This is a genomic window from Streptomyces sp. NPDC102514 (assembly GCF_055584525.1).
In genome coordinates, this window is record NZ_JBVJLW010000018.1 from 15319 (window position 1) to 40820 (window position 25502).

Below are 25502 nucleotides of genomic sequence, written 5' to 3' on the forward strand. Positions count from 1 at the left end.
CCTGGTCGTACTGGTTGTCGCACATGTGGCGGCGCCCCATGAACTCATGGAGAGCGCCGCCACACCTGCCGTGCACATAGGCCGTGCACCCATACGGAATCAGCGGGCGATGTCTCCGTAGCCCTCGATCTCGGCCGGGTTGCGGGTGCCGGGGCCGATGTAGCGCGCGGAGGGCCGTACGAGGCGGCCGGTGCGCTTCTGCTCCAGGATGTGCGCGGACCAGCCGGCCGTACGGGCGCACGTGAACATCGAGGTGAACATGTGGGCCGGGACCTCGGCGAAGTCCAGGACGATGGCGGCCCAGAACTCGACGTTCGTCGCCAGGACGCGGTCCGGGCGGCGGGCGTGCAGTTCGGCGAGGGCCGCCTTCTCCAGGGCCTCGGCGATCTCGAAGCGGGGGGCTCCCAGTTCCCGGGCGGTACGGCGGAGCACGCGCGCGCGGGGGTCCTCGGCGCGGTACACCCGGTGGCCGAAGCCCATCAGGCGCTCGCCCTTGTCGAGAGCCTGCTTGACGAACGCGTCGGCGTCGCCCGTGCGTTCGATCTCCTCGATCATGCCGAGGACCCGCGAGGGGGCACCGCCGTGCAGCGGGCCCGACATGGCGCCGACGGCCCCGGAGAGGGCCGCCGAGACGTCCGCGCCGGTGGAGGCGATGACGCGGGCGGTGAACGTCGACGCGTTCATGCCGTGCTCGGCGGCGCTGGTCCAGTAGGCGTCGACCGCCGCCACATGCTTGGGGTCGGGCTCGCCGCGCCAGCGGATCATGAAGCGTTCGACGACGGACTGCGCCTTGTCGATCTCCCGCTGCGGGACCATCGGCAGGCCCTGGCCGCGGGCGGACTGGGCGACGTACGACAGGGCCATGACGGCGGCGCGGGCGAGGTCCGCGCGCGCCTGCTTCTCGTCGATGTCGAGGAGCGGCTTGAGGCCCCACACGGGGGCGAGCATGGCAAGTGCGGACTGGACGTCCACGCGGATGTCACCGGAGTGGACGGGGATCGGGAACGGCTCGGCGGGCGGCAGGCCGGGGTTGAACGCTCCGTCCACGAGCAGCCCCCAGACGTTGCCGAAGGAGACGTGGCCGACCAGATCCTCGATGTCGACGCCCCGGTACCGCAGGGCGCCGCCCTCCTTGTCCGGTTCGGCGATCTCCGTCTCGAAAGCGACGACTCCCTCAAGTCCGGGTACGAAGTCGGACATCAGGCGGCTCCTCATGATGTGTGCGACAGACGATGTGTGGGATGTGCGCTGTGCGGGGTGAGCTGTGCGAGGGGTGGGTGGTGCGGTGTCCCTGGTGGGTGCGAGCGTGCGGTTACGCGGTCGCCTCGTGGACTCGCGGTCCGTACGTCACTCCGGTCATGCCCCGTGCGGTCGGCGGTCACCCAACCTCTTGGCAGCAGGACGATATCCCTTGGTGTCACCTTTGGGGAGAGTACGCGGCACTCAGTGCCAGTCAGTGATGAAGCCCACGCCCGGCGACGCGTACGGCAGGATGACCGGGTGACCGACAGTGACCCCCTTCTCGGCCCCTCGCTCGACCCCGCGTCGATGCGCAAGCAGTACCGGGCCGCGGGACTCGACGAGACCGAGCTGGCCGACCACCCCATGGAGCAGTTCGCGCGCTGGTTCGTGCAGGCCGCGGCGCACGGTGAGGCGCAGGGCGGGGTGTACGAGCCGAACGCGATGGTCGTCTCCACGGCGGACGCCGAGGGGCGGCCCGGTTCCCGCACGGTGCTGCTGAAGCAGTACGACGAGCGGGGGTTCGTCTTCTACACCAACTACGCGTCCCGCAAGGCGCGCGAACTGGCCGAGAATCCGCACGTGTCGTTGCTCTTCCCGTGGCATTCGGTGGCGCGGCAGGTCATCGTCACGGGCACGGCGCGGCGTACGGGGCGGGACGAGACGGCCGCGTACTTCCGGACGCGGCCTCATGGGTCGCAGCTCGGGGCGTGGGCCAGTGCGCAGTCCTCCGTGGTCGGGTCGCGGGACGAGTTGGACGCGGCGTACGCGGAGTTGGCCGCGCGCTATCCCGAGGGGGAGCAGGTGCCTGTGCCGCCGCACTGGGGTGGGTTCCGGGTTTCGCCCCGGGCGGTCGAGTTCTGGCAGGGGCGGGAGAACCGGCTGCACGACCGGTTGCGGTACGTGGCCCAGGAGGACGGGGGCTGGCGGGTTGAGAGGCTCAGTCCCTGAGGGGGTGCCCCTCTGACCCCCTCGCTGTAGGGGGTGCCGCCTGGGCCTGATTGCGTCTGATCCGCCGTCGTGGCTCGTCGCGCCGTTCCCCGCGCCCCTGAAAACAAAGACATGAAGACCGCGCCGTTCCCCGCGCCCCCAGAGGCAAGAAAACCTCAGCCCAGTGCGTTGTCCAGGATTGCTGCCCACTGGGTGACCACTCTGTCCCGGCGGGCTGCGTCGTCCGTGAGGAGGTTGGCCAGGCCCAGGCCTCGGGACATGTCCAGGAAGCCCTGGACCGTTTCGCGTACGCCCGGGCGGGTCTCGTCGGCGTTCAGGAGGTCCACGGCTATGCGGTGGGTCTCGCGGCCGACGCGGCCCTCCAGTTCGGTGACGCGGGTGCGCAGCTGGGCCTCGTTCGACGCGGCGACCCACAGGTGGAGGGCGGCGCGGAACAGGGGGCCCGTGTAGAGGTCGACCAGGGCGACGACGACGGCTCGGCGGTCCGTGGCGCCCTCGGGGAAGAGGGCGCGCAGCGCGGTGGAGCGTTCCTCGGCGACGTACTCGACGGCCGCCGTGAAGAGGTCCTCACGGGTCGGGAAGTGGTGCTGGGCGGCGCCGCGCGACACCCCGGCGTGTTCGGCGACGACGGAGACCGTGGAGCCCGCCCAGCCGCGTTCGGCGAGGCAGGCGACCGCGGCTTCTAGGAGGCGTTGCCGGGTGGCGCGGCTGCGGTCCTGTTTGGGGACGCGCTCCACCGGCGCCTGTGCCGCGCCGTTCACCACACCCATGAGGGATCCCGTCGTTCGAGGAAGGCCGTCATTCCCTCGCGGGCCTGCGCGGAGGAGAACAGCCGGGCCGAGAGCGCGGTCAGGTCGGCCGCGTCCCGGTCGAAGGTGTCCAGCACCTTAGCCGTGAGCAGCCGCTTGGTCTCGGCCAGCCCCTGGGGGGAGGCGCGGCGCAGTCCGTCGAGTACCGGCGCGAGTACGCCGTCCACGTCCTCCCCCGGCGCTCCGGCCACCGTGACGAGCCCGATACGGGCGGCTTCGGCCGCGTCGAACTTCTCGCCGGTGAGGTAGTAGCGGGCCACCGCGCGCGGGTCGAGGCGCGGCAGGAGGGGCAGCGAGATCACGGCGGGGGCGACCCCGATGCGTACCTCCGTGAAGGCGAACGTGGCCTCCTGGGAGGCCACCGCGAGGTCGCAGGCGCCGAGCAGTCCGAGGCCGCCCGCGCGGACGTGTCCGGTGACGCGGGCGACGACGGGCTTGGGCAGTTCGACGATCTGCCGCAGCAGGGCGACGAGCGTGTCGGGGTGCGGCGGGTCGTTGAGGTCCGCGCCCGCGCTGAAGGTGTTGCCGGTGTGGGTGAGGACGACGGCGCGTACGTCACCGTCCTTGCCGGCTTCCGTCAGCGCGTCCGCCAGGTCTCCCACCAGCCGGGCGGAGAGGGCGTTGCGCCGTTCGGGCGCGTCGAGCGCGAGAGTGGTGATCCCGCGCTCGTAGGACCGCCGCACCGTGGTCATGCGCGCTCCCGCAGTTCTCGTCGGAGGATCTTCCCGGAGGCCGCCCTGGGCACCGTGTCGAGGAACGTGACGTGCCGGATCTTCTTGTACGGGGCGACGCGCCCGGCGACGTACTCCATGATCTCCTCCGCCGTGAGGTCCGGCGCGTTCCGCTGACGCACCACGTACGCGTGCGGCTTCTCGTTGTTGTCGGTGTCGTAGACGCCGATGACGGCCGCGTCGGCGATGCCGGGGTGGGTCAGCAGGAGCGCTTCGAGTTCGGCGGGGGCCACCTGGAAGCCCTTGTACTTGATGAGTTCCTTGACCCGGTCGACGACGTACAGCCAGCCGTTCGCGTCGACGTGGCCGACGTCCCCGGTGGAGAGCCAGCCGTCGTCGTCGATCATCGCGGCCGTCTCGACGGGTCGGCCGAGGTACCCCTTCATGACCTGGGGGCCGCGGATGACGATCTCGCCGCGTTCGCCGACGCCGAGGTCCTTGCCGGGGTCGTCCAGGGAGACGATGCGCATCTCCGTGCCGGCGATGAGCTTGCCGACGCTTCCGGGGGGCGGGTTCGTCTCCTCCAGAGGGACCACATGGGTGCCGGGCGAGAGTTCCGTCATGCCGTACGCCTGGCCGACCGGCGGCAGGCCGAGCCGGCGCGCGCACGCTTCGGCGAGTTCGGCGTCCAGGGGGGCCGCCGCGCTGATGACGTACTTCAGGGACGACAGGTCGTACCCCTCGACGGCCGGGTGCTTGGCGAGGGCGAGGACGATCGGCGGGGCCACGTAGAGGCCGGTGATGCGGTGTTTCTCGATGGCCGCGAGGAACGTGTCGAGGTCGAAGCGCGGCAGCACGACGACGGTGGCGCCCTGCCTGAGGGGTGCGTTCATGAGGGCGGTCAGCCCGTAGATGTGGAAGAACGGCAGCACGGCGAGGATGCGGTCGCCGGGGCCCATCGGCATGGTGGGCGTCAGCTGCGCGAGGTTGGTGGCGATGTTCCGGTGGGTGAGCATCACCCCCTTGGGGGTGCCGGTCGTCCCTGAGGAGTACGGGAGGGCCGCCACGTCCGCCACCGGGTCGATGTCGATCCGCGGCTCGGGGGCGGTGGAGCCCAGCATGTCGAGCAGCGAGCGGTGTCCCTCGGCCTGGTCGCAGACGAGGATCTCGCGTATGCCGCCCGCGAGTTCGGCCGCCGCGCGGGCCGTCTCCAGGAGGGGCGACACGGTGACGATCCACTGGGCGCCGCAGTCCCGCAGCTGTTTCGCGAACTCCTCGGGCGTGGCGAGGGGGTGCACGGTGGTGACCGACGCCCCCGCGCGCGTGGCGGCGTAGAACGCGGTGGGGAAGGCGACCGTGTTGGGGCTGTGCAGGGCCAGTACGTGGCCCTTCCGGACACCGAGTTCGGCGAGCGCGGCGGCGATGCGGCGGTGGAAGGTGTCGAGTTGGGTGTAGGTGAGGGTCATGCCGTTCACGCCGTCGATCAGCGCGGGTGCGTCGCCCCGGGAGGCGGCATGGCCCAGCACCGCCTCGTGGATGGGTTCTTCGACCGCGGGAACGTCTTCGTACTCGCTGCGGAACACCATGGCGGGCCCTTTCCAGGAGCCGGAAGTTGCACGGAAGCCGGAGGCCGTACGGGAGATGGAGGCTGTACGGAAGATGGTGCCTAATAGGACTTGGGCAGGCCCAGGGTCTGGTGCGAGACGTAGTTGAGGATCATCTCGCGGCTGACGGGTGCGATACGGGCCACCCGGGACGCGGTGATGAGCGACGCGAGGCCGAACTCGCCGGTCAGGCCGTTGCCGCCGAGCGTGTGCACGGACTGGTCGACGGCCTTCACACAGGCCTCCGCCGCCGCGTACTTCGCCATGTTGGCGGCCTCCCCGGCGCCGACGTCGTCCCCCGAGTCGTACAGGAGGGCGGCCTTCTGCATCATCAGGCGGGCGAGTTCGAGATCGATGTGGGCCTGGGCGAGGGGGTGCGCGATGGCCTGGTGGGCGCCGATGGGCTCCCGCCAGACGGTGCGCTCGCGGGCGTAGACGAGGGCCTTGGAGAGCGCGTAGCGGCCCATGCCGATCGCGAAGGCGGCGGTCATGATGCGCTCGGGGTTGAGGCCCGCGAAGAGCTGGAGCAGGCCCGCGTCCTCGTCGCCGACGAGCGCGTCGGCGGGCAGCCGTACGTCGTCCAGGGTCAGCTCGAACTGCTTCTCCGCGCCGTGCAGTTCCATGTCGATCTGCCGCCGCCCGAAGCCGGGGGCGTCGCGCGGGACGATGAACAGGCACGGCTTGAGCTTGCCCGTGCGGGCGTCCGCCGTGCGGCCGACGATGAGGGTGGCGTCGGCGATGTCGACGCCCGAGATGAACACCTTGCGGCCGGTGAGGATCCAGTCGGCCCGGTCCTCCGGTTGTCCTGCCGGGCCGCCGGTCGCGCGGCGGGCGGTGGTCGTGATGCGGTGGCTGTTGGAGCCGGCGTCGGGCTCGGTGATGCCGAAGGCCATGGTGCGGGTGCCGTCGGCGAGGGCCGGGAGCCACTCCTGTTTCTGCTCTTCCGTACCGAAGCGGGCGATCACCGTGCCGCAGATGGCCGGTGAGACGACCATCATGAGGAGGGGGCAGCCCGCGGCGCCGAGTTCTTCGAGGACTATGGAGAGTTCGGCTATGCCCCCGCCTCCGCCGCCGTGTTCCTCCGGAAGGTTGACGCCGAGGTAGCCGAGCTTGGCGGCTTCCGCCCACAGTTCTGTGGGGTGGGACTTTTCCGCGATGACCTTGGCGAGGTATTCGCGGCCGTAGCGGTTGCCGAGGGCGGACACCGCTGCGCGGAGGGCCTTGTGCTCGTCGGATTCCAGGACCGTTGCCATGAGGGCTCCTCGGGGGGAGGGGGCTGGTGTCGGGTGGAGGGTGCGGGTGCGTCGTGGCCGGTCGCGCAGTTCCCCGCGCCCCTGAAAGACGAAGGCAAAGGATTGCGCCGTTCCCCGCGCCCCTATGTGGGCTCGACCACTGCCAACAAGGTGCCGACCTCCACCTGTTGGCCCGTGCTCACGCGCAGGGCCGTCAGTGTGCCCGCTGTCGGGGACGTGATCTTGTGTTCCATCTTCATCGCCTCCAACCAGATCAGGGGCTGGCCCGACCGGACCGGGGTTCCTTCCCCGAGGCCTTCCGCCAGGCGGACGACCGTGCCGGGCATGGGGGCCAGGAGGGAGCCTGGCGCGTGGTCGGGCTCGGGGGCGGGGAAGCGGGGCAGGGCCGTGAGCGTGGTGCCGTTCACGTGGACCCGGTCGCCGTACCGGGACACCGCGAACTTGCGGCGTACGCCCTCTATTTCGAGCACGACGAGGTCCGCGTCCGCCTGGACCACGTGGACGCCGTCGGCGGCCGGGCCCTGCCGGGTGTGCCGGTAGTGGACCTCGTGCTCCTCGCCCGCCACCAGGTAGCGCCTGCTCTGCGGCTGCGAGGGCAGGTTCCGCCAGCCGCCGCCGAAACGGGAGCGGCCGTGCGCGTCGGCGAGCGCCGCGGCCAGGGGGGCGTACGGGTCCGGGGTCGCCTCGGTGAGGTCGGCGAGGTGGTGCGCGTAGAAGGCCGTGTTCATCCGGGCCGCCGTGAACTCCTCGTGGCGCAGGGAGCGTACGAGGAGGTCGCGGTTGGTGACCGGGCCGTGGACGGTCGCCCGCTCCAGGGCTCCGGCGAGCCGGCGGATCGCCTCCGCGCGCGTGGGCGCGTGGGCGACGGCCTTGGCGAGCATGGCGTCGTAGTGGACACCGATCGTGTCGCCGTCGCCGTACCCGGTGTCCAGGCGGACGCCGGGTACGGCCAGCCGGTGCAGGGTGCCGGTCTGGGGGGCCCAGTCCTGGGCGGGGTCCTCGGCGTAGAGGCGGGCCTCGACCGCGTGGCCGGAGGGGGCCGGCGGGTCGCCGTCCAGGGTGCCGCCCTCGGCGACGCGCAGTTGCAGGGCGACCAGGTCCGTCCCGAACACGGCTTCCGTCACGGGGTGTTCGACCTGGAGGCGGGTGTTCATCTCCAGGAAGTGGACGCGGTCCCCGTCGGCTCCGCCGGCCGAGACCAGGAACTCCACCGTGCCGGCGCCCGTGTAGGAGATCGTGCGGGCGGCGGCCGTGGCCGCCGAGAGCAGGCGCTGCTCCGTCTCGGGGCCGAGGCCCGGCGCGGGGGCCTCCTCGATGACCTTCTGGTGGCGGCGCTGGAGGGAGCAGTCCCGGGTGCCGAGCGCCCACACCGTGCCGTGGCCGTCGGCGACGATCTGCACCTCGACGTGCCGCGCGTGCTCGACGTACGGCTCGACGAAGACGGTGCCGTCCCCGAAGGCGCTCTCGGCCTCCGCGGAGGCTGCCGCCAGCTCATTCTTCAGGTCGACGAGTTCGCGGACGACGCGCATACCGCGTCCGCCGCCGCCCGCCGACGCCTTCACCAGGACCGGCAGGTCCTTCTCGGTCACGGCGTCCGGGTCCAGGGGTGCGAGCAGCGGCACCCCGGCGGCGGCCATCAGCTCCTTGGCGCGGGTCTTGGAGGCCATCGCCTCGATCGCCTCGGGGGACGGTCCGACCCAGACGAGGCCCGCGTCGAGGACGGCCCGCGCGAAGTCGGCGTTCTCGGAGAGGAAGCCGTAGCCGGGGTGCACGGCGTCGGCGCCCGCCGCGACGGCGGCCTTCACGATCAGCTCGCCGCGCAGATACGTCTCGGCGGGCGAGCTGCCCGGCAGGCGTACGGCGGAGTCGGCCACGCGCGCGTGGAGGGCGTTCGCGTCGGCGTCCGAGTACACGGCGACCGTACGGATGCCCAGCTCGTGGCAGGTGCGGAAGACACGGCAGGCGATCTCGCCGCGGTTGGCGACCAGCAGACTCGAAATCATGGGACCTCTCACATCAGTCACGCCCGTCACGCCCCTCACATCCGGAAGACGCCGAAGCCGCCGCGCGCGCCCTCGTAGGGGGCCGTGTGGATCGCGGACAGGCACAGGCCGAGGACGGTTCGGGTGTCGCGCGGGTCGATGACGCCGTCGTCGTACAGCCGCCCGGACAGGAACATCGGCAGGGACTCGGACTCGATCTGCTGCTCCACCATGGCGCGCAGGGCCGCGTCGGCGTCGTCGTCGTACGGCTGACCCTTCGCGGCGGCGGACTGGCGGGCGACGATCGACAGGACTCCGGCGAGCTGCTGCGGGCCCATGACGGCGGACTTGGCGCTGGGCCAGGCGAAGAGGAAGCGCGGGTCGTACGCGCGACCGCACATGCCGTAATGGCCCGCTCCGTAGGAGGCGCCCATGAGGACGGACAGGTGCGGGACGCGGCTGTTGCTCACCGCGTTGATCATCATCGCGCCGTGCTTGATGATGCCGCCCTGCTCGTACTCCTTGCCGACCATGTAGCCGGTGGTGTTGTGCAGGAAGAGCAGCGGGATGTCGCGCTGGTTGGCGAGCTGGATGAACTGGGCGGCCTTCTGCGACTCCTCGCTGAACAGCACGCCGCGCGCGTTGGCGAGGATACCGACGGGATAGCCGTGCAGGCTCGCCCAGCCGGTCGTCAGGCTCGTCCCGTAGAGGGGCTTGAACTCGTCGAAGTCGGAACCGTCGACGATCCGGGCGATCACCTCGCGCGGGTCGAAGGGGTGCTTGAGATCGCCGGGGACGATGCCCAGCAGCTCCTCCGGGTCGTACTTGGGCGGCTCGGCCGGTACCGGATCGGCGTACGCCTTGCGGTGGTTGAGGCGGGCCACCACCCGCCGCGCCTGCCGCAGGGCGTCCCGTTCATCGACGGCGAAGTAGTCGGCGAGACCCGACACGCGCGCGTGCATCTCGGCGCCGCCCAGGGACTCGTCGTCGCTCTCCTCGCCGGTGGCCATCTTCACCAGCGGCGGCCCGCCGAGGAAGACCTTCGCGCGCTCCTTGACCATGATCACGTGGTCGGACATGCCGGGGATGTACGCGCCGCCCGCGGTGGAGTTGCCGAAGACGACGGCGACGGTCGGGATGCCGGCCGCCGAGAGCCGGGTGATGTCCCGGAAGATGGCGCCCCCGGGGATGAAGATCTCCTTCTGGGAGGGCAGATCGGCGCCGCCCGACTCGACGAGGCTGATGCTCGGGAGACGGTTGGCGTACGCGATGTCGTTGGCCCGCAAAGCCTTCTTCAGGCTCCAGGGGTTGCTGGCTCCGCCGCGTACGGTCGGGTCGTTGGCCGTGATCAGGCACTCGACGCCCTCGACGACACCGATGCCCGTGACGAGCGAGGCGCCGACCGTCCAGTCGCTCCCCCAGGCGGCGAGCGGCGACAGTTCGAGGAACGGCGTGTCGGGGTCGAGGAGCAGCTCGATGCGCTCCCGGGCGAGCAGTTTGCCGCGCTTGCGGTGCCGGGCCACGTACTTCTCGCCGCCGCCCGCGAGGGCCTTGGCGTGCTCGGTGCCGAGGTCGGCGAGCTTGCCGAGCATGGTCTCGCGGTGGGCCGCGTAGTCGGCGGAGGAGGTGTCCAGCGCGGACGCCAGGACCGTCACAGCAGTACCTCCGGTATGTCGAGGTGGCGGGAGCGCAGCCATTCGCCGAGGGCCTTGGCCTGCGGGTCGAAGCGGTGCTGCGCGGCCACGCCCTCGCCGAGGATCCCCTCGACGACGAAGTTCAGGGCGCGCAGGTTGGGCAGGACGTGCCGTACGACGGTCAACTCTGCCGTCTCCGGCAGGAGTTCGCGGAACTTCCCGGTGGTGAGGGTGTGGGCGAGCCAGCGCCAGGCGTCGTCCGTGCGCACCCAGACGCCGACGTTCGCGTTCCCGCCCTTGTCGCCGCTTCGGGCCCCGGCGACGAGGCCGAGGGGCGCACGGCGCACGGCGGACCCGGCGGTCGGGAGAGGTGCGGGGAGCGACGGTTCCTGAGAGGGCCCGGGAGGCTGGAGTACGAGGGTGTCGTGGGGTGGCGACACAGCGATCCGGCGCCCGTCGTGGAGGACCGCCACATGGTCCACGTCCACATGGGGGACGTACACATCCTCGAAGACCCCATAGGGGGCGCCCTTTCCCGGTGGTGCCATCACATGGAATCCGGGGTAGCTGCCCAGGGCCAGTTCGATGGCGGCTCCGCTGAGGGTGCGGCCCACGGCGTCCTGGTCGGGGTCGCGCACGACGAGCCGGAGCAGGGCGCTCGCGGTCTCCTCGGTGGGCGCGTCGGGGCGGTCGGTGCGGACGAGTTCCCAGCGGACCTCGGCGGGACGGGACTTGGCTCCCGCGAGCGCGGCCTCCAGCTGGGCCCGCACGAACGCGGCCTTCGCCTCGATGTCGAGCCCGGTCAGCACGAAGGCGACCTCGTTGCGGAAGCCGCCGAGCCGGTTGAGCCCGACCTTGAGCGTGGGCGGCGGCGCCTCGCCCCGCACGCCTGCGCCCCGCACTCCGTCGATGCGTACGCGGTCGGGCCCCTCCTGGGTGAGGCGGACCGAGTCGAGGCGGGCGGTGACGTCGGGTCCCGCGTACCGGGCGCCCGCCGTCTCGTACAGGAGCTGGGCGGTGACCGTGCCGAGGTCCACGACGCCGCCGGTGCCGTCGTGCTTGGTGATGACGCTCGTGCCGTCCTCGTGGAGCTCGGCGACCGGGAAGCCCGGGTGGTGCAGCCGGGCCGGGTCGTGCTCGGCGAAGAAGGCGTAGTTGCCGCCGGTGGCCTGGGTACCGCACTCCAGCACGTGTCCGGCGACGACGGCTCCCGCGAGGCGGTCGTAGGCGTCGGGCGCCCAGCCGAAGTGGGCGACCGCGGGCCCGGTGACCAGGGCGGCGTCGGTAACCCGGCCGGTGACGACGATGTCCGCGCCCTCACGCAGACAGGCGGCGATGCCCGCGCCGCCCAGGTAGGCGTGGGCGGCGAGGTGCCCGGGGCCGGGGTAGCGGGCGGTGAGGTCGTCGCCCTCGACGTGGGCGACCCGCGCCGGGATGCCGAGCCTGGCCGCCAACTCCCGCACGGCGTCGGCGAGTCCGGCCGGGTTGAGGCCGCCCGCGTTGGCCACGATCCGTACGCCCCGCTCGTGGGCGAGACCCAGGCACTCCTCCAGCTGGCGCAGGAAGGTGCGGGCGTAGCCGCCGGCCGGGTTCTTGAGGCGGTCGCGGCCGAGGATGAGCATGGTCAGTTCGGCGAGGTAGTCGCCGGTCAGGACGTCCAGCGGGCCGCCGGTGAGCATCTCTCGCAGGGCGTCGAAACGGTCGCCGTAGAAGCCGGAGGCGTTGCCTATGCGCAGGGGACGGGTGACCGGGCCCTGCGCCGGGCCGGGTGCGCCGGTGGCGGGGCCGCCCTTGGTGGGGCCGTCCGTGGTGGGGTCACCGGTCGCGGGGCCGCCGGTCATTCCGCGGTCCCCTTCGGTGCGCGGCCCGTGCCGGGCGGGCCCGCGAAGGCCTGGGCGATGTCCAGCCAGCGGTCGGCGTCGGGGCCTTCCGCCCGGACCGCGAGGTCGACGCGGTTCGCCCGCTGGGTGACCAGGAGGCAGAAGTCGAGCGCGGGGCCGGTGACGCGCTGGGCCGCGTCCTCGGGTCCGTACGCCCACAGCTCGCCCGAAGGTGCGGTGAGCTCGACGCGGAACTCCTCCTCGGGCGGGGTGAGCCCGCGTACCCCGAAGGCGAAGTTCCGGGCCCGCACACCGATGCGCACCACATGCCGGAGGCGGTCCGTGGGTGGCCTCGTCACATGCAAGGTGTCCGCGATGTCCTGACCGTGGGCCCAGGTCTCCATGAGGCGGCCCGTCGCCATGGAGGCCACCGACATGGGCGGCCCGTACCAGGGGAAGCGCGTTCCGGCGGGTGCCGCGCGCAGGGCCTTCTCCAGCGCCTGCCGTCCGGCACGCCACTTCGCGAGAAGCCGGTCCGGGGGCAGCGCGGCCCCCTCGTCCGCGCCCTCGTCCACGAAGCCGTCCGGCGAGGCGAGCGCCTTCTCGACCTCCCGCGCGAAGGCCGCCCCGTCGGTCACGGCGAGCAGGGCGGAACGGTCGGTCCAGGCGAGGTGCGCGATCTGGTGGGCGACGGTCCACCGGGGGGCCGGGGTGGCGAGCGCCCAGCGCTCATCCCCCAACTCACCCACCAGGGCGTCGAGTTGCTCGCTCTCCCGGCTCAGATCGTCGATCACGGACGATGGGTCGGACACGATGGCGCTCCCCTCGGGGCACGACGGTGTGCGGTGCGCGGTGCATGGCGTGCGGTGCGTTCTGGAGCATGGCAGCGGCCGGAGAAACAATCAAGCGTGCTTGCATTGATTGATGCGGGCACAGGGGCTGAGCACACGTGGGCCCATGCCATGGATTGTCGCGACCTCATGGGTCAGGCAACACACATGCGCCTATTGAGGTGCGTTCCAGGCATTGCCGGACACTTCACCCGGGAGCAGCATGCGGTGTACGGCGGGGGCGCACGTCTCCCCATCCGGATCCGGTTCCGACAGGTCAAGGGAAGGATCACATGAGCACCCACGCAGAGCCGGTGCGCAGTTCAGCCCTGGACGCCATCATCAAGGACGCAGGCGGAACAGCGCTGCCCGACAACACACCCGATGAGCCACACTTCACCGAACTCATCGACGAGTGCGCGCAGTTGCTCCCCACCATCAATTTCGTCAAGGTGCAGGACAAGCAGGTGGCCCATGCGACGTTTCCCGCCGCAGGCCCCAAAATCACCTACGACTCGACCTTCACCATGGGAAACGCCAACATCGACGAGACGGCGTTCCGCACCGCCTGCATCCTGCACGAGATCATGCACGTGAGCGTGGACAACCTCTACGAACAGCACCCCGACCCGAACGAGAGGGGTGTCTGGCGGTCGTACAACTTCCACTACACCAGCTCGCAGGGCAAGAACCTCGACACACAGTGCGAGACCGCGGAAGCCAACCTGCTCAAGGTCAAAGCCTTCGTCGCCGCCGACAACTCGTTGCCCATCGAAGTGCGCGACCACATAGACGGGCGCGTCGAGTACGGACTCCCCACCGCAATCACCCACTGGGACACGGTCCTGTTCGACATTCTCGTCTACCTGCGCATCTTGGGGTACACCAGCAAGAACATCTCCTTCGCCTACCTGACGAAGCTGTCGCAGCAGGCGAAGACCCACCGCCTGGACCCGAATCGAGGTCCGATGCCGGTCGCACCCGCAACCTGAGAACCCGAAGGCTCCCCGGCCCGCACCCCGGGGAGCGTTCCGGTCCGCGGGCGCGCAGCGGTCGACTAGGACCTGTCCGGTCGATCACGGCGAAGGAAAGCTGCGGTGCCGTGTGGGCGCCGGTGAGCGGGGTGTGGTGCGTGCAGCTGCAAGGCGGAGGAGGGCGTCGACGCGGAGCGTCGGCAACCGACGACAACGCCGCAGATGTGCGTGCCACACCCCGCGTCTTCGCCGTGATCGACCGGACAGGTCCTAGGCCACGTTCCTGGCTTTGCCCCGGCCCACCTGGGTGCGTACCGCTCCCATGCTCGCCGCGATGACCAGGCCGATCGCCAGGCCCTCGGTGACGGACAGCGTCTGGCTCAGGACGAGGAAACCGGCGATGGAGGCGACGGCCGGTTCCAGGCTCATCAGGACCGCGAAGGTGGACGCGGGCATCCGGCGCAGGGCCAGCAGTTCCAGCGTGTACGGGAGGACCGAGGAGAGGATCGCGACGGCCGAGCCCAGGGCGAGCGTGGTCGGGTTCAGGAGCTTGTCGCCCGACTCGACGAGGCCCAGGGGCAGGAACGCCACGGCCGCGACCACCATCGCCAGCGCCAGCCCGTCGGCCTGCGGGAAGCGACGCCCCGTACGTGCGCTGAAAACTATGTACGCGGCCCACATGGCGCCTGCCGACAGGGCGAAGGCGACGCCTGCGGGGTCGAGGGTGCTGAAGCCTCCGCCGCCCAGCAGGAAGACACCGCCGAGGGCGAGGCCCGCCCAGACGAGGTTGACGGCCCGGCGCGAGACGACCACCGAGAGGATCAGCGGGCCGAGCACTTCGAGGGTGACGGCGGGGCCGAGCGGGATGCGGGCCACCGACTGGTAGAAGAGGCCGTTCATCGCGGCCATCGTGATGCCGAAGACGACGACGGTGCCCCAGTCCGCGCGGGAGTGTCCGCGCAGTTTGGGCCGGCAGATGACCATGAGGACGATCGCGGCGACCGCCAGGCGCAGGGAGACCACGCCGAGCGCCCCTGCGCGTGGCATGAGGCTCACGGCGAGGGCGCCGCCGAACTGGACGCTGATGCCGCCGGCCAGGACCAGGCCGACCGGGCCGAGAGCCCTGATGCCTCGGGGAGGCGCCTCCGCGGACGGCTCGGACATGGAGTCCGGGGTCGCTGCGGCGGTCGCGGGGTCGGCGACCGGGAGGGGCTGGTCGGCGCGGGGGATGGTCACGGGGCGTCCAGGAAGTTCGGGTGGGTGCACGGTGTGTACATCGTGGTGGACTTGCCAGTCCAGGGTAATGGACTCCGTCAGGGTTGTGAAGCGGGTTTGGAGCTTACGCTTGCGCTCCGCTGGGGGTGGGGTGCCCTTGTGAGCGGGGATGGGGGCGTGGGGGGGGTGCGGGTGCGTTGTGGCTGGTCGCGCCGTTCCCCGCGCCCCTTGGGGGTGGGGGTGCGGGGCGTGGGGAGGTGCCGGTGCGTCGTGGCTGAGCGCGCCGTTCCCCGCGCCCCTTAGGGGGTGGGGGTGGACGTCGTACGGTCCGTGCGGGTCCGCTGTGGCTGAGCGCGCCGTTCCCCGCGTCCCTTTAGAGATGAGCCTCCTTAGGAGGAGGCTGGTAGGGCTTCTGCCAGGATCTCTGCCAAGTGGTGGGCCTGGGCCCTTGCCGTCTGGTGCAGTTGGGTGCGGCAGGAGAAGCCGTCGGCCAGGATCAGGGTTCCTTCGGTCGCCACTCGGATCGCCGGGAGCAGTTGTTCCTCGGCGCAGGCCGTCGACACCTCGAAGTGGCCCTTCTCGAAGCCGAAGTTCCCCGCCAGACCGCAGCAGCCGCCCGCCAGGGTGCCGGTCAGGCCCGCCGCCTCGCGCAGGCGGCGGTCCGCCGCGTCGCCCAGGACCGCGTGCTGGTGGCAGTGGGTCTGGCCGACGACCGGGCGGTCCACACGCGGGGGCGTCCAGTGCGGGGCGTGGCGTTCCAGGGCTTCCGCGAACGTCACCACCGCCGCCGCCAGACGTCGCGCGCGCGGATCGTCGGGCAGCAGCTCCGGCAGATCCGTACGCAGGGCTGCCGCGCAGCTCGGTTCGAGGACGACGACGGGCGGGGGTTCCGAGGCGGACTCCGGGTCCAGGAGCGGGTCCATCAGGTCGAGGGTGCGGCGCATCACCGTACGGGCGCGGTCCAGTTGTCCCGTCGAGACGTAGGTCAGGCCGCAGCAGACCCCCGGACCGGGACCGCGGGAGGACGGTCGTCCGCCGGCGGTCACCGGTGTCACGTTCAGGCCCGCCGCCTCCAGGACCCGTACGGCCGCCCTGCCGACGGACGGGGAGAGGTGCTCCGTGAAGGTGTCCGGCCAGAGGAGGACCGTCCTCGGCGCGGCGGATTCCGGCGCCGGGTGCGCGGGTCCGGGTCCCGTCCGCGCGCCGCCGTCCCTGGCCCACCACCGGCTGAACGTCTCCCCCGCCACCCGCGGGATCTCCCGTTCCGGCGCGATGCCGCCCAGCCGTTTGGCGAGCGCCGCCAACGGCCGTACCGAGGCGAGGAAGTTGAGCGGCCGTGCCGTACGCGTGCGGTCCACCAGGCGGAGCCACCACGGCAGCCACCCCATCGCGTAGTGCGCGGCCGGGCGCCTGCGGCCCTTGTAGTGGTGGTGCAGGAACTCCGCCTTGTACGTGGCCATGTCCACGCCCACCGGGCAGTCCGAGCGGCAGCCCTTGCAGGACAGGCAGAGGTCCAGCGCGTCGCGTACCTCCGTGGAACGCCAGCCGTCCGTGATCACCTCGCCCGCCAGCATCTCGTGCAGCAGCCGCGCGCGGCCCCGTGTGGAGTGCTCCTCCTCACCGGTGACGCGGAAGGACGGGCACATGACCGAGGAGCCCGCCGCGGTCGTGGTGCGGCACTTGGCGACGCCCACGCACCGGCGTACCGCCGCCGAGAAGTCCCCACCGTCGGCGGGGTAGCCGAACTCGACGTCCACCGGTTCGCGCGGGAGGACCGCGAACCGCAGGTTCTCGTCCAGCCGGTGCGGCCTGACCAGCATGCCGGGGTTGAGCAGGCCGTCCGGGTCCCAGAGGTCCTTCACCCGCTCGAAGAGACCGACGACATGGGGCCCGTACATCTTCGGCAGCAGTTCGGCCCGCGCCTGGCCGTCCCCGTGCTCCCCCGACAGCGAGCCGCCGTGCGAGACGACGAGTTCGGCCAGTTCCTCCGAGAAGCGGCGGAAGCGGTCCACGCCCGCGGATGTCAGCAGGTCGAAGTCGATGCGTACGTGGATGCAGCCGTCGCCGAAGTGGCCGTAGGGCGCCCCGCGCAGTCCGTGCGACGTCAACAGGCCCCGGAAGTCCCGGAGATACGCGCCCAGCCGGGCCGGTGGCACCGCGCAGTCCTCCCAGCCGGGCCAGGCCTCGGTGCCGTCCGGCATCCGGGTCGCCGTGCCGCTGGCGTCCTCGCGGATGCGCCACAGGGTGCGCTGGGCGGCGGGATCGGTGACGACCAGGGAGTCCGTCACGTCCGCCGCGCGGGCGATCGCCTCGGCACGCGCGCGTGCCCGCGCCGCCGTGTCGCCGCCCGTCTCCACGAACAGCCAGGCGCCGCCTCGCGGCAGCCCCGCGTCCGGGGGTACGAGGTCGGCCGCCATCCCCTCCACCGTCAGCGGCCCGTGCGGCAGCAGGCCGGCCGCCGCCTCCGCCGCCGCGCTCTCGTCCGTGTAGGCGAGGACGGCGAGCGCACGCGCGCGTGGTGCCTCCACGAGGCGTACGACCGCCTCCGTGAGGATGCCGAGGGTGCCCTCGGAGCCGCAGAGGAAGCGGGCCACGTCCGCGCCGCGTTCGGGGAGCAGCGCGTCGAGTGCGTATCCGGAGATGCGGCGCGGGAGGGTGGGGAAGCCGGTGCGGAGCGTCTGCAACTCGGCCTCCACCAGGGCTCGTAGGCCGTCCGGCGCGCCCGCCCAGTCGGGTCCTGGACGGAGGCGGACGCCTTGGGCGGTGAGTACGGAGAGTTCGCTCACGTTGTCCGCCGTCGTGCCCCAGGCCACCGAGTGCGAGCCGCAGGAGTTGTTGCCGATCATCCCGCCGAGCGTGCAGCGGCCGTGGGTCGAGGGGTCGGGGCCGAAGCGCAGTCCGTGCGGGGCGGAGGCCTCCTGGAGGCGGTCCAGGACGACGCCCGGCTGGACCACGGCCGTGCGGGTGTCCGCGTCCACGGAGAGGACGCGGTTCATGTGGCGGGTGAAGTCGAGGACGACGCCCGTGCCGGTCGCCTGGCCGGCGATGGAGGTGCCGGCGCCTCGGGCCACGACCGGTACGTCCAGTGCGGCGCACGCCGACAGGGTTGCCGCCACGTCGTCGGCGTCTCTCGGGGCGACCACGCCCAGGGGGACGCGGCGGTAGTTGGACGCGTCCATGGTGTGCAGGGCTCTCGCGGTCGCGTCGAAGGTGACCTCGCCGCGGACGGTTCTGGCGAGCGCGGCGGTCAGTTCACGTGTCAGCTCCGGCCCGCGATTCGATTGCGGCTCGCGATTCGATTGCGGCCCGCGGTTCAATTGCGGCTCGCGATTCGATTGCGGCTGCGGCTGCGGCTGCGGCTGCGGCGTACCGAGATCCGTTTCCCTCATGTGGCCAAGCATGCATCTCCCTCCGGGGATGGGCGGGAGTGTGCGCCTTCGGCGCGGGGAGGGGTGTCCTGGGGACTGGGCTTCGGCTGGCCCGCCGTCGGGGCTGCGCGCGCCGTTCCCCGCGCCCCTAACGGGGGCGCCCGCCTCGACCCCGCCTCGACCGCCGTCGTGGTTGCGCGCGCCGTTCCCCGCGCCCCTGACGGGGGCGCCCGGGGTGGGGTGTTTCGTGCGCCCCGTTGTGCGCCGGGGCGGCTCCTCAGGGATTCGGGGACGAATTGTGAGAGTGCGCCAGAACGTGCCCGTTCCGATCACGAAGTCCCATATAGTGACCGCCAGTTGAGCACCAGGTGTCGCATCCCGCCCAGGACACGACCGAGGACACGATTCATGACCGCGCCCACCTCGCAAGCGCGCCCCACGAAAGATCGGCCGTCCCTCGCACAACTCGGCAGCGCACGCCCCCGTCTGCGTGCCGTCGCGGTCGCCCCGCTCCTGACGGTCGTACCGGCCGGATTCGCCGTCGGAGCCGCGGTCGCCCTGGCTCCCGCTCAGGCGCGCGTCCCCCTCGGCTGGGGCCTGGGCGCGGCACTCCTCCTGCTGTGCACGGCCGTGGCCGTGGCCGGCCATGCCGCGCAGACCTCACGATTACTCCTCCGCCGACTCGAAACGGTCTCCCAGGAAGCCGGCCGATTACTCCAGGAGAAGGCCTCCCTCACAGAGGAATCCGCCCGGGAACACGCCCGGCTCACCGACGAGTTCACCCGGGATCGCGCCCGGCTCGCCGAGCAGAACGCCCACCAGAAGGTGCGGCTCGCCGCCGAACTCGACCGGGAGCGCACCAGACTCGGCGCCGAGAACGCCCGCGTGACCGACGAGTTGCGGCAGGCGAGAACCGACCGGGCCACCGCGATCTCGGCCTCCGCCAACACCGCCGGCCGCCTCCAGGCCCTCACCACGAGCATGCTGGCCGATCTGCGTGCCATGGAGGAGCGGCACGCCGACGAGGACGTGCTCGCCGATCTCCTGCACCTCGACCACAGCACCGCGCAGGCGGGCCGTCTCGCCGACTCCGTAGCCGTCCTCACGGGCGCGCGCTCCGGCCGCCGCTGGGCCCGGCCCATCGGCATGGAGTCGATCCTGCGGGGCGCGATGGGCCGCATCGGCGGCTATCAGCGCGTACGCGTCCACTCGGCGAGCGAGGCGGCGGTCGCCGGGCATGCCGCCGAGGCCGTGATGCACGCGCTCGCCGAGATCCTCGACAACGCCGCGAACTTCTCACCGCCGACGGCCGAAGTGCACGTCTACGTGGAGGAGGTACCGGCCGGGGTCATCGTCTCCGTGGAGGACAGCGGCCTGGTGATGGGCGAGGCGCAGCTCCGCCGCGCCGAACAGGCCGTCTCCGGTACACGGACGGGGCTCGGCGGCCTCACCGGCGCCCGGCTCGGCCTCACGGTCGTCGGCCTGCTCGCCCGCAAGTACGGCCTGACGGTCTCCTTCCGCCCCTCGGCGCGCGGCGGCACGGGCGTCCTGGTCCGCATCCCGCAGGACATCCTCGCGACCCCGGCGTCGGCTCCGGCCCCCGTTTCCACAGCCACGTCCGGACGGACAGCCGCAACGGCCTCCGCGCCCACTTCGACACCACCGCCGTTCCGGGCACCTTTTTCAGCCCCGGCCCCGACCCCGCCCCCGGTACAGACCCCGTACCTGATCCCCGAGCCGACCGACCCGACGGACGCCACGGACGCCACAGACGCCACAGACGCGACGGGCCCGGCGGGCACGGCCGCCCCGGTCGTACGCGGGTCCTCGTCGCCCTTCCCCGGACCGCGCCCCGGGCCCTGGTCCGACCCGGACGACCCGGAGGAGTTCCCCTGGTCCGGCTCCCACGGGTCGTACGCCGCTTCCCACGCGGTGCCCGACCTGGACCCTGAGCCGGTTCCGGCCCACGGTTTCCGACCCCGGCCCGCCGACCACCCCGACCCCTCCAGCCCCCTCAGCACCTCCGACCGTTCCGATCACTCTGACCATTCCGATCACATCGAACTGCTCCCCAGGCGTCACCGCGGTCGCACCCTCGCCGAGGCCGAGGCGGCGGTCGAAGCCACCACGGAAGCCGCCGCGGAAGCCACCGCGGGAACGGGGCCGGCCGGCGCCGACCGCACCCCCGACGACGTGATGAACCGCGCCACCCGCTTCAACAGCTTCCGCCAAGCCGTGCGCCGCCCTCCGGCGGACGAGCCCGTACAGGCCCGTACGAGCCCTGCCACCCCCCACCCGGAAGGCGACCCCACGTCATGACCGTCCACACCGGCACCACCTCGGCGACCGACACCACCTCCGCCGCCCCGGCCGCCTCCACCAGGTCGACGACCGAGGAGAAGCTCGGCTGGCTCGTGCAGGGGCTGCTGGCGCGCACGCCGGGTGCCCGGCACGCGCTCGTGCTCTCCCGGGACGGCCTCAAACTGTGCAGCTCGCCGGAACTCTCCGTCGACCAGGCCGACCACCTCGCCGCCATCGCCGCCGGGATCCAGGCGCTGTCCCACGGGGCCTCGCTCCAGTTCGGGGACGGCACCGGGGACGTACGGTCGGCGATGACCGAGTTCTACGGCGGAATCCTGTTCATCGTCGAGGCGGGCGAGGGCGCGCACCTGGCCCTGGTCACGGCCGAGGAGGCCGACGCCGGGCTCGTCGGACACAACATGGGTCAGCTCGTGGAACAACTCGACGGACACCTGAGCGCGCCACCACGCCTGCCATGAGCCGCCCGGGCAGAGACGACGCGCCCGACCGGCTCTACACCCTCACCCAGGGGCGTACCCGGTCCGCGCCCGGCACGCCCTTCGACCTGCTGACGCTCGTCGTCGCCGAGTGCGATCCGGTGCCCGGCATGCAGTCGGAGCACGCGGCGATCCTGCGCCTCACCGGGCGGCCCACCGCCGTCGCCGAGGTCGCCGCGGAGCTGCGGCTGCCGGTCACCATCACGAAGATCCTGCTCTGCGACCTGCTCGCCGAGGGCCGCGTCAGCGCCCGCCATCCTCGCAGGGCCGAACTCGGCGGTCGGCCCGATCCCCACATCCTGGAACAGGTGCTCGTTGGACTCCGCAACCTCTGACGCCTCCCGGGCGTGCCGTCACCGGGAGGCGTCCCCGTGAGCCCGGACCCCGTCCCCGTACGCCTCGACGGTCTTCGGTTCCGGTCCGAACCGGCCGCGCTGTACCGGGAGTTGCGGCGGGAGTTCGGCGCGGTGGCCCCGGTGCTGCTCGACGCGGACATCCCGGCGTGGCTCGTCCTCGGCTACCGGGAGCTGCACCAGGTCACCGGGGACGCCGGGCTGTTCAGCCGTGACTCGGGCCTCTGGAACCAGTGGGAGCGCGTCCCCGACGACTGGCCGCTGCTGCCGATGATCGGGCGCGGGCACTCCTCCGTCCTGCACACCGTCGGCGAACGCCATCGCGCGCGCGTGGCGGTGATCGGCGGCGCCCTCGAAGCCGTCGACCCCTTCGAACTGCGCGCCCGCGCCGAGCGGATCGCCGACGAACTGATCGACGCGGTGTGCGCCGACGGCACGACGGACCTCGTCGCGCACTACGCGGACCTGCTCCCCGTACGGGTCCTCGCCGGCCTCTACGGATTCGCCGACGAGCAGGGGCCGGGCCTCGTCGCCGCGCTCAACGACATGGTCGACGGGCGCGAGGACGCCCTCGCGGGGCAGTTGCACGTGGCCGCGTGCATGGCGCGGCTGGTGGCGGACCGGGCGGTGCGGCCCGCGGACGACGTGGTCAGCCGCATGCTCGCCTCCGGGCGTACGGCGGCGGGCCCCGCGCTGACGCACGAGGAGATCGCCAAGGACCTGATCGTCATGCTGACCGCGGGCCAGCAGCCGACCGCGGGCTGGATCGGCAACTCGCTGCGGCTGATGCTGACGGACGCGCGGTTCGCCGCGTCGCTGTTCGGCGGGCGGCGCAGTGTCGCCGAGGCCATGAACGAGGTGCTGTGGGAGGACACCCCCACCCAGGCCGTGGCCGGCCGCTGGGCGTCCCGCGACGCGCGGCTCGGCGGGCGGGCCGTCCGCGCCGGGGATCTGCTGCTGCTCGGTGTCCAGGCCGCGAACCACGATCCGCAGATACGTACGCACGGCACGGCCCTGACCGGCGGGAACAGCGCGCACTTCTCCTTCGGGCACGGGGAGCACCGGTGTCCGTTCCCGGCGCAGGAGATCGCGGAGGTGGTCGCGCGCACGGCGATCGAGGTGGTCCTGGACCGCCTCCCCGACCTGGACCTGGCGATCCCCACGGCCTCCTTGACCCGCCGCCCCTCCCCCTGGCTGGGCAGCCTGACCACATTGCCGGTCCACTTCACGCCGACGGCGCCGCGGGGTTGACGGCGTCAGTCGCCCCCGCCGCCCCTGCCCGTTCCCGTTCACTGCATGGGGGCTCCGCCCCCTACCCCCCCATTGCGCAGTTCCGCGCGCCCCTGGGCATCTAGGGGCGCGGGGAACTGCGCAGACGGGGGCGAGGGGGCGGAGCCCCCATGCGGTGACGGGGAGGGTAGGGGCGGCGGGGGCGAAAACCCGCCACTCCGAGCCCCCGGGGTGTCTCATCCGACGGACGACGTTTCACCCAGGTTTCCGGGAACGGCTACGCTCCCGTTGTGGCTGATATCCAGATCCCCGCAGACCTCAAGCCCGCCGACGGCCGTTTCGGCGCGGGCCCCTCCAAGGTGCGAACGGAGTCGCTCAGCGCGCTCGCCGCAACCGGCACGTCCCTGATGGGCACATCCCACCGCCAGGCCCCGGTCAAGAACCTCGTGGGGAAGGTCCGCGAGGGTGTGAGCAACCTCTTCTCGCTCCCCGAGGGATACGAGGTCGTCCTCGGCAACGGCGGCTCCACCGCGTTCTGGGACGTGGCGACCCACGGACTGATCGAGAACAAGTCGCAGCACCTGACGTTCGGCGAGTTCTCGTCGAAGTTCGCCAAGGCCGCCAAGCTGGCGCCGTGGCTGGCCGACCCGGACGTCATCACCTCCGAGCCGGGTACGCACCCGGAGGCGGTGGCCCAGTCCGGCGTGGACGTCTACGCCCTCACCCACAACGAGACCTCCACCGGTGTCGCCGCCCCCATCAAGCGGGTCGCGAACGCCGACGACGGCTCCCTCGTCCTCGTGGACGCCACCTCCGGCGCGGGCGGCCTCCCGGTCGACATCGCGGAGACGGACGTCTACTACTTCGCCCCGCAGAAGTCGTTCGCGGCGGACGGCGGCCTGTGGATCGGCATCTTCTCCCCGGCCGCGATCGAGCGCGCGGAGCGCATCCACGCGAGCGGGCGCCACGTACCGGAGTTCTTCTCGCTCCCCACGGCGATCGACAACTCCCGCAAGAACCAGACGTACAACACCCCGGCGCTCGCCACCCTCTTCCTGCTGAACGACCAGCTGGAGTGGATCAACGGCCAGGGCGGCCTGGACTGGTCGGTCGGCCGCACGGCCGCCTCCTCGCAGACGCTCTACGGCTGGGCCGAGGACGTCAAGTACGCGAACCCGTTCGTCACCGACCCGGCCAAGCGCTCGCAGGTCATCGGCACGATCGACTTCTCGGACGACGTCGACGCGTCTGCCGTCGCCAAGGTCCTGCGCGCCAACGGCATCGTCGACACCGAGCCCTACCGCAAGCTCGGCCGCAACCAGCTCCGCGTGGCGATGTTCCCGGCGATCGACCCGTCGGACGTCGAGGCCCTGACGAAGTGCATCGACTACGTGATCGAGAAGCTCTGACCTTCTCCGCGTAGAACTTCTCGCGTAGAACTTCTCGTACGCCGATGGGGGCGCCCGGACAATACCGGGCGCCCCGTCATCGTCCGGGGACGGGTTCTTGAGCCGCTCAGCGCCGGTGCGGCGCGTAGTAGGTGCTGATCCAGACCAGACCGGTGCGGCTCACCGCGACCATCGCCACCTCCGCCCCCGCGCCGAAGTAGTACGTGCGGCTGCCTGCGCACTGGTCCAGTGCGCTGGTGACCGTCGCGGCATCGGTATTGCGGATCTTGGCAGTGGCCTCGGTGAGATAGCCGTCGACGAGGCTGCGTATCCGCTGCTCGCCCGCTTCCCCCGACAGATCGCCCGTATTGAGGGGCAGGTGCTTGAGGGCGTGCTCGACGACCACCTGCGGGCTGCCGAAGGTGAGCTTCCCCGATTGCTGTTTCAGTGTCTCGGCGAAGGGGAGGCTGTGGGCAGCCCAGACGCTCTCGTCTCCGATGTGCAGGGGCTGCGCCATGCCCGCCGCCTCCAGCGCCACGCGGTACCGCCTCAACAGCTCCGACTGGTCACCGCCGGACACGTACGTGTTCGGCGGCAGCGACTGACCGACGGCCAGGTACGCGGCTTGCGCGTGCACGAAGTCCGCGCAGGTGGTGGGTTTTTGTTCTACGGCGAATGCACCGGCATCCTGAAGGATCTTTTGGGCGCCGAGGTAGACGCCCATCTTCGTGGCACCATCCCAGTGGCGCAGGAGACGGATCTTGTCGCTCACGTCGGTGTACTGGGCGGTTCCACCGAGCGCCTTGTACACCGTCTGCATCTGCTGCGCCAGCCACCCGTTGGTCACCACCCGCTTCTTGTGCAGGACATTGACGTCGCCGCCCACCATGGCCGCGAAGTCATCGGAAGCTCGCTGCGAGTCCAGGAACGCCGGGTGCGCCGAGAAGCTGTCCTCCCCCCACTCCACCAGCCAGTACGGCTCCGTGCGCTGGACCTGGGCTTTCAGGTCCCTCAGTCGCCGGTTGAGCTCCTCCCATGGCATGAGCTGTCCCCCTTCGTGTCGTGTCGTCGAAGGTGCTGTGAAGGCGTCAGCGTGGCACGGAAGCTGTCATACCGGGACACGTCAGGGTGGCGTACTCGCGCTGCGCCAGTCAGCCGACGCGCATGGCCAGGAATGCCGGGCGGACGGGGGCAGCCCTCTGCCTGCCTGCAGCCACGCGGAACGGCCTAGCCGAGATGCCGCAGGAACGCGTGCCAGCTCTCGCGGGAGACGGTGAGCAGGGGGCCGTCCGATTCCGGCTGCTTGCTGTCGCGGACCGCTCGACCGCCGACGGCCGTGTCGGCGACCTCGACGCAGTTGCTCTCCGCGCCCGAGTACGACGA

20 protein-coding genes are annotated in these 25502 nt (G+C 71.8%); 7 read left to right on the forward strand and 13 right to left on the reverse strand.

Annotated features, from left to right (window positions below):
* Positions 1-99 precede the first annotated feature (99 nt).
* On the reverse strand, positions 100-1200 hold the full coding sequence (locus ACZ60E_RS35975; RefSeq protein ID WP_384806427.1) for a citrate synthase 2: 1101 nt from the start codon (positions 1198-1200) through the stop codon (positions 100-102).
* Between the two features lie 300 nt (positions 1201-1500).
* Here ACZ60E_RS35975 and pdxH point away from each other — a divergent pair, with 300 nt between their 5' ends.
* Positions 1501-2190, forward strand: a complete 690-nt coding sequence (pdxH, locus tag ACZ60E_RS35980; protein ID WP_384806429.1) for a pyridoxamine 5'-phosphate oxidase — start codon at positions 1501-1503, stop codon at positions 2188-2190.
* Positions 2191-2345: 155 nt separating this feature from the next.
* On the opposite strand, the gene ACZ60E_RS35985 is transcribed toward pdxH, so the two are convergent.
* The 8 genes from ACZ60E_RS35985 to ACZ60E_RS36020 form a co-directional block, all read right to left on the reverse strand.
* Complete coding sequence (locus ACZ60E_RS35985; RefSeq protein ID WP_469446057.1) at positions 2346-2960, reverse strand: TetR/AcrR family transcriptional regulator; 615 nt, start codon at positions 2958-2960, stop codon at positions 2346-2348.
* Positions 2948-3691 (reverse strand): enoyl-CoA hydratase family protein, encoded by a 744-nt coding sequence (locus ACZ60E_RS35990; protein WP_469446058.1) that lies wholly within the window; start codon positions 3689-3691, stop codon positions 2948-2950. The genes ACZ60E_RS35985 and ACZ60E_RS35990 overlap by 13 nt, the downstream gene beginning before the upstream one ends.
* Complete coding sequence (locus ACZ60E_RS35995; RefSeq protein WP_469446258.1) at positions 3688-5253, reverse strand: 4-coumarate--CoA ligase family protein; 1566 nt, start codon at positions 5251-5253, stop codon at positions 3688-3690. Before ACZ60E_RS35995 ends, ACZ60E_RS35990 begins: the two co-directional genes overlap by 4 nt.
* An 83-nt stretch (positions 5254-5336) precedes the next feature.
* Positions 5337-6527, reverse strand: coding sequence for an acyl-CoA dehydrogenase family protein (locus ACZ60E_RS36000; RefSeq protein WP_469446061.1), 1191 nt, complete (start codon positions 6525-6527; stop codon positions 5337-5339).
* A 122-nt stretch (positions 6528-6649) separates the two neighbouring features.
* Complete coding sequence (locus ACZ60E_RS36005) at positions 6650-8530, reverse strand: acetyl/propionyl/methylcrotonyl-CoA carboxylase subunit alpha (protein ID WP_469446063.1); 1881 nt, start codon at positions 8528-8530, stop codon at positions 6650-6652.
* A gap of 35 nt (positions 8531-8565) precedes the next feature.
* A complete protein-coding gene (locus ACZ60E_RS36010) occupies positions 8566-10164 on the reverse strand; it encodes an acyl-CoA carboxylase subunit beta (RefSeq protein WP_469446066.1) in 1599 nt (532 codons plus the stop codon).
* Positions 10161-11984 carry an acyclic terpene utilization AtuA family protein gene (locus ACZ60E_RS36015; protein WP_469446068.1) on the reverse strand — a complete coding sequence of 608 codons (1824 nt, stop codon included), beginning with the start codon at positions 11982-11984 and terminating at the stop codon, positions 10161-10163. Before ACZ60E_RS36015 ends, ACZ60E_RS36010 begins: the two co-directional genes overlap by 4 nt.
* Complete coding sequence (locus tag ACZ60E_RS36020) at positions 11981-12775, reverse strand: TIGR03084 family metal-binding protein (RefSeq protein ID WP_469446069.1); 795 nt, start codon at positions 12773-12775, stop codon at positions 11981-11983. Before ACZ60E_RS36020 ends, ACZ60E_RS36015 begins: the two co-directional genes overlap by 4 nt.
* 311 nt (positions 12776-13086) lie before the next feature.
* Between ACZ60E_RS36020 and ACZ60E_RS36025 the strand changes: the two genes are divergently transcribed.
* Positions 13087-13785, forward strand: a complete 699-nt coding sequence (locus ACZ60E_RS36025; RefSeq protein WP_469446071.1) for a hypothetical protein — start codon at positions 13087-13089, stop codon at positions 13783-13785.
* A 252-nt stretch (positions 13786-14037) separates the two neighbouring features.
* Here the strand turns inward: ACZ60E_RS36025 and ACZ60E_RS36030 are convergent, their stop codons facing one another.
* Together ACZ60E_RS36030 and ACZ60E_RS36035 are read right to left on the reverse strand one after the other, a co-directional pair.
* Positions 14038-14931 (reverse strand): EamA family transporter, encoded by an 894-nt coding sequence (locus tag ACZ60E_RS36030; RefSeq protein ID WP_469446259.1) that lies wholly within the window; start codon positions 14929-14931, stop codon positions 14038-14040.
* A gap of 440 nt (positions 14932-15371) precedes the next feature.
* Positions 15372-18371, reverse strand: coding sequence for an FAD-binding and (Fe-S)-binding domain-containing protein (locus ACZ60E_RS36035; protein WP_469446072.1), 3000 nt, complete (start codon positions 18369-18371; stop codon positions 15372-15374).
* Between the two features lie 387 nt (positions 18372-18758).
* On the opposite strand from ACZ60E_RS36035, the gene ACZ60E_RS36040 reads away from it, so the two are divergent.
* From ACZ60E_RS36040 to serC, 5 genes are all read left to right on the forward strand, one after another.
* Positions 18759-20669 carry an ATP-binding protein gene (locus ACZ60E_RS36040; protein ID WP_469446074.1) on the forward strand — a complete coding sequence of 637 codons (1911 nt, stop codon included), beginning with the start codon at positions 18759-18761 and terminating at the stop codon, positions 20667-20669.
* Entirely contained in the window at positions 20666-21130 is a 465-nt protein-coding gene (locus ACZ60E_RS36045; protein WP_384806451.1) for a roadblock/LC7 domain-containing protein, read from the forward strand. Before ACZ60E_RS36040 ends, ACZ60E_RS36045 begins: the two co-directional genes overlap by 4 nt.
* Positions 21127-21483, forward strand: coding sequence for a DUF742 domain-containing protein (locus tag ACZ60E_RS36050; protein ID WP_210881077.1), 357 nt, complete (start codon positions 21127-21129; stop codon positions 21481-21483). Before ACZ60E_RS36045 ends, ACZ60E_RS36050 begins: the two co-directional genes overlap by 4 nt.
* 36 nt (positions 21484-21519) lie before the next feature.
* On the forward strand, positions 21520-22752 hold the full coding sequence (locus ACZ60E_RS36055) for a cytochrome P450 (RefSeq protein WP_469446075.1): 1233 nt from the start codon (positions 21520-21522) through the stop codon (positions 22750-22752).
* Positions 22753-23021: 269 nt separating this feature from the next.
* Positions 23022-24140: a phosphoserine transaminase gene (gene serC / locus ACZ60E_RS36060; RefSeq protein WP_385834626.1), complete on the forward strand. Its 1119-nt coding sequence runs from the start codon at positions 23022-23024 to the stop codon at positions 24138-24140.
* A 106-nt stretch (positions 24141-24246) separates the two neighbouring features.
* Here the strand turns inward: serC and ACZ60E_RS36065 are convergent, their stop codons facing one another.
* Positions 24247-25161 (reverse strand): hypothetical protein, encoded by a 915-nt coding sequence (locus ACZ60E_RS36065; RefSeq protein ID WP_469446077.1) that lies wholly within the window; start codon positions 25159-25161, stop codon positions 24247-24249.
* A gap of 185 nt (positions 25162-25346) precedes the next feature.
* On the reverse strand, positions 25347-25502 hold a 156-nt coding region (locus ACZ60E_RS36070; RefSeq protein WP_469446261.1), incomplete at its 5' end, for a DUF397 domain-containing protein.